Source organism: Pseudomonas sp. 910_21 (genome assembly GCF_052850735.1).
Genome location: NZ_VXCY01000020.1, coordinates 1 through 5,484, shown reverse-complemented (window position 1 = coordinate 5,484; position 5,484 = coordinate 1). Strand labels below are relative to the sequence as shown.

Annotated in this window: 2 tRNA genes and 3 rRNA genes; all 5 read right to left on the bottom strand. The window is 51.0% G+C overall.

The features are described from left to right. A 5S ribosomal RNA gene (rrf, locus tag FW796_RS31760) occupies positions 1-105 on the bottom strand; the annotation flags it as partial. A gap of 148 nt (positions 106-253) precedes the next feature. Continuing rightward, positions 254-3,145, bottom strand: a 23S ribosomal RNA gene (locus FW796_RS31755). A gap of 235 nt (positions 3,146-3,380) precedes the next feature. Beyond that, positions 3,381-3,456, bottom strand: a tRNA-Ala gene (locus FW796_RS31750). Positions 3,457-3,466: 10 nt separating this feature from the next. Then, positions 3,467-3,543, bottom strand: a tRNA-Ile gene (locus tag FW796_RS31745). A gap of 123 nt (positions 3,544-3,666) precedes the next feature. Beyond that, positions 3,667-5,205, bottom strand: a 16S ribosomal RNA gene (locus FW796_RS31740). Positions 5,206-5,484: the final 279 nt, after the last annotated feature.

Here is a 5,484-nt window from a genome sequence, read left to right as displayed (position 1 = left end):
ACCTACTCTCACATGGGGAAACCCCACACTACCATCGGCGATGCATCGTTTCACTTCTGAGTTCGGGATGGGATCAGGTGGTTCCAACGCTCTATGGTCGTCAAGAAATTCGGTAGCCAGACCGTCGCTTATGCAACGTGCCAGCAAATGGGTATGTAATAGATTCGTGTGCTTTGTGAGCGGTGCAAACTTTCGGTTTGTTTCGTCTTCACACACCGCAACTCGCTTCTTAAGCAAATTGCTTGGGTGTTATATGGTCAAGCCTCACGGGCAATTAGTATTGGTTAGCTCAACGCCTCACAGCGCTTACACACCCAACCTATCAACGTCGTAGTCTTCGACGGCCCTTCAGGGAACTCAAGGTTCCAGTGAGATCTCATCTTGAGGCAAGTTTCCCGCTTAGATGCTTTCAGCGGTTATCTTTTCCGAACATAGCTACCCGGCAATGCCACTGGCGTGACAACCGGAACACCAGAGGTTCGTCCACTCCGGTCCTCTCGTACTAGGAGCAGCCCCTCTCAAATCTCAAACGTCCACGGCAGATAGGGACCGAACTGTCTCACGACGTTCTAAACCCAGCTCGCGTACCACTTTAAATGGCGAACAGCCATACCCTTGGGACCGGCTTCAGCCCCAGGATGTGATGAGCCGACATCGAGGTGCCAAACACCGCCGTCGATATGAACTCTTGGGCGGTATCAGCCTGTTATCCCCGGAGTACCTTTTATCCGTTGAGCGATGGCCCTTCCATACAGAACCACCGGATCACTAAGACCTACTTTCGTACCTGCTCGACGTGTCTGTCTCGCAGTCAAGCGCGCTTTTGCCTTTATACTCTACGACCGATTTCCGACCGGTCTGAGCGCACCTTCGTACTCCTCCGTTACTCTTTAGGAGGAGACCGCCCCAGTCAAACTACCCACCATACACTGTCCTCGATCCGGATAACGGACCTGAGTTAGAACCTCAAAGTTGCCAGGGTGGTATTTCAAGGATGGCTCCACGCAAACTGGCGTTCACGCTTCAAAGCCTCCCACCTATCCTACACAAGCAAATTCAAAGTCCAGTGCAAAGCTATAGTAAAGGTTCACGGGGTCTTTCCGTCTAGCCGCGGATACACTGCATCTTCACAGCGATTTCAATTTCACTGAGTCTCGGGTGGAGACAGCGCCGCCATCGTTACGCCATTCGTGCAGGTCGGAACTTACCCGACAAGGAATTTCGCTACCTTAGGACCGTTATAGTTACGGCCGCCGTTTACCGGGGCTTCGATCAAGAGCTTCGCGTTAGCTAACCCCATCAATTAACCTTCCGGCACCGGGCAGGCGTCACACCCTATACGTCCACTTTCGTGTTTGCAGAGTGCTGTGTTTTTAATAAACAGTCGCAGCGGCCTGGTATCTTCGACCGGCATGAGCTTACGGAGCAAGTCCTTCACCCTCACCGGCGCACCTTCTCCCGAAGTTACGGTGCCATTTTGCCTAGTTCCTTCACCCGAGTTCTCTCAAGCGCCTTGGTATTCTCTACCCAACCACCTGTGTCGGTTTGGGGTACGGTTCCTAGTTATCTGAAGCTTAGAAGCTTTTCTTGGAAGCATGGCATCAACCACTTCGTCACCTAAAAGGTAACTCGTCATCAGCTCTCGGCCTTAGAATCCCGGATTTACCTAAGATTCCAGCCTACCACCTTAAACTTGGACAACCAACGCCAAGCTGGCCTAGCCTTCTCCGTCCCTCCATCGCAATAACTAGAAGTACAGGAATATTAACCTGTTTTCCATCGACTACGCTTTTCAGCCTCGCCTTAGGGACCGACTAACCCTGCGTCGATTAACGTTGCGCAGGAAACCTTGGTCTTTCGGCGTGGGTGTTTTTCACACCCATTGTCGTTACTCATGTCAGCATTCGCACTTCTGATACCTCCAGCAAGCTTCTCAACTCACCTTCACAGGCTTACAGAACGCTCCTCTACCGCATCACTTACGTGATACCCGTAGCTTCGGTGTATGGTTTGAGCCCCGTTACATCTTCCGCGCAGGCCGACTCGACTAGTGAGCTATTACGCTTTCTTTAAAGGGTGGCTGCTTCTAAGCCAACCTCCTAGCTGTCTAAGCCTTCCCACATCGTTTCCCACTTAACCATAACTTTGGGACCTTAGCTGACGGTCTGGGTTGTTTCCCTTTTCACGACGGACGTTAGCACCCGCCGTGTGTCTCCCATGCTCGGCACTTGTAGGTATTCGGAGTTTGCATCGGTTTGGTAAGTCGGGATGACCCCCTAGCCGAAACAGTGCTCTACCCCCTACAGTGATACATGAGGCGCTACCTAAATAGCTTTCGAGGAGAACCAGCTATCTCCGAGCTTGATTAGCCTTTCACTCCGATCCACAGGTCATCCGCTAACTTTTCAACGGTAGTCGGTTCGGTCCTCCAGTCAGTGTTACCTAACCTTCAACCTGCCCATGGATAGATCGCCCGGTTTCGGGTCTATTCCCAGCGACTAGACGCCCTATTAAGACTCGCTTTCGCTACGCCTCCCCTATTCGGTTAAGCTCGCCACTGAAAATAAGTCGCTGACCCATTATACAAAAGGTACGCAGTCACAGAACAAAGTCTGCTCCCACTGCTTGTACGCATACGGTTTCAGGATCTATTTCACTCCCCTCTCCGGGGTTCTTTTCGCCTTTCCCTCACGGTACTAGTTCACTATCGGTCAGTCAGTAGTATTTAGCCTTGGAGGATGGTCCCCCCATATTCAGACAAGGTTTCTCGTGCCCCGTCCTACTCGATTTCATGACTAAGAGATTTTCGCGTACAGGGCTATCACCCACTATGGCCGCACTTTCCAGAGCGTTCCGCTAATCTCAAAGCCACTTAAGGGCTAGTCCCCGTTCGCTCGCCACTACTAAGGGAATCTCGGTTGATTTCTTTTCCTCAGGGTACTTAGATGTTTCAGTTCCCCTGGTTCGCCTCTTGCACCTATGTATTCAGTACAAGATAACCATCTTATGATGGCTGGGTTCCCCCATTCAGACATCTCCGGATCAAAGTCTGTTTGCCGACTCCCCGAAGCTTTTCGCAGGCTACCACGTCTTTCATCGCCTCTGACTGCCAAGGCATCCACCGTATGCGCTTCTTCACTTGACCATATAACCCCAAGCAATCTGGTTATACTATGAAGACGACATTCGCCGAAAATTTGCAATTGCTGCTCAATTAAGAGCCTCACAAATTTTACCTTAGCCTGATCCGTTACCAGTGAAAGTAACGTTCAGTCTATCTTTCTATCACATACCCAAATTTTTAAAGAACGATCTAATCAAAAGACTAGAAATCAACATTCAAAGTGAATGCTCATTTCTAAGCTTTCAGAAGCAGTTTATGGTGGAGCCAAGCGGGATCGAACCGCTGACCTCCTGCGTGCAAGGCAGGCGCTCTCCCAGCTGAGCTATGGCCCCATAACAAAATTGGTGGGTCTGGGCAGATTCGAACTGCCGACCTCACCCTTATCAGGGGTGCGCTCTAACCAACTGAGCTACAGACCCAATTTCGAGCTTGTAACTGTTAGCTTGGAGCTATCAGCTTGGAGCTTAAAGCTGCTTCTATCGTCTTCTTCAATGAATCAAGCAATTCGTGTGGGAACTTATGGAGCAGCTGATGTCGTCGATTAAGGAGGTGATCCAGCCGCAGGTTCCCCTACGGCTACCTTGTTACGACTTCACCCCAGTCATGAATCACACCGTGGTAACCGTCCTCCCGAAGGTTAGACTAGCTACTTCTGGTGCAACCCACTCCCATGGTGTGACGGGCGGTGTGTACAAGGCCCGGGAACGTATTCACCGCGACATTCTGATTCGCGATTACTAGCGATTCCGACTTCACGCAGTCGAGTTGCAGACTGCGATCCGGACTACGATCGGTTTTATGGGATTAGCTCCACCTCGCGGCTTGGCAACCCTTTGTACCGACCATTGTAGCACGTGTGTAGCCCAGGCCGTAAGGGCCATGATGACTTGACGTCATCCCCACCTTCCTCCGGTTTGTCACCGGCAGTCTCCTTAGAGTGCCCACCATAACGTGCTGGTAACTAAGGACAAGGGTTGCGCTCGTTACGGGACTTAACCCAACATCTCACGACACGAGCTGACGACAGCCATGCAGCACCTGTCTCAATGTTCCCGAAGGCACCAATCTATCTCTAGAAAGTTCATTGGATGTCAAGGCCTGGTAAGGTTCTTCGCGTTGCTTCGAATTAAACCACATGCTCCACCGCTTGTGCGGGCCCCCGTCAATTCATTTGAGTTTTAACCTTGCGGCCGTACTCCCCAGGCGGTCAACTTAATGCGTTAGCTGCGCCACTAAGAGCTCAAGGCTCCCAACGGCTAGTTGACATCGTTTACGGCGTGGACTACCAGGGTATCTAATCCTGTTTGCTCCCCACGCTTTCGCACCTCAGTGTCAGTATCAGTCCAGGTGGTCGCCTTCGCCACTGGTGTTCCTTCCTATATCTACGCATTTCACCGCTACACAGGAAATTCCACCACCCTCTACCATACTCTAGCTTGCCAGTTTTGGATGCAGTTCCCAGGTTGAGCCCGGGGCTTTCACATTCAACTTAACAAACCACCTACGCGCGCTTTACGCCCAGTAATTCCGATTAACGCTTGCACCCTCTGTATTACCGCGGCTGCTGGCACAGAGTTAGCCGGTGCTTATTCTGTCGGTAACGTCAAAACAATCACGTATTAGGTAACTGCCCTTCCTCCCAACTTAAAGTGCTTTACAATCCGAAGACCTTCTTCACACACGCGGCATGGCTGGATCAGGCTTTCGCCCATTGTCCAATATTCCCCACTGCTGCCTCCCGTAGGAGTCTGGACCGTGTCTCAGTTCCAGTGTGACTGATCATCCTCTCAGACCAGTTACGGATCGTAGCCTTGGTGAGCCATTACCTCACCAACTAGCTAATCCGACCTAGGCTCATCTAATAGCGTGAGGTCCGAAGATCCCCCACTTTCTCCCGTAGGACGTATGCGGTATTAGCGCCCGTTTCCGGACGTTATCCCCCACTACTAGGCAGATTCCTAGGCATTACTCACCCGTCCGCCGCTCGCCACCAGGTACAAGTACCCGTGCTGCCGCTCGACTTGCATGTGTTAGGCCTGCCGCCAGCGTTCAATCTGAGCCATGATCAAACTCTTCAGTTCAAACATCTTTGGGTTTTGAGAAAACCCTAAACTTGGCTCAGCAATCGTTGGTTACATCTTTGATTTCTCGCGGAGTAACTTGTGATGCTGATAATCTTTTTGACTATCAGTCTGACTCCACAAGCACCCACACGAATTGCTTGATTCAGTTGTTAAAGAGCGGTTGGTTAAGATCTTTCGTCTCAACCGAGGCGCGCATTCTACAGCAGCCTCATTTGCTGTCAAGTGATTTTTTTAAGAAGTTTTCAAAGTTTCCTTTTTAACTTCAACCACTTGCGC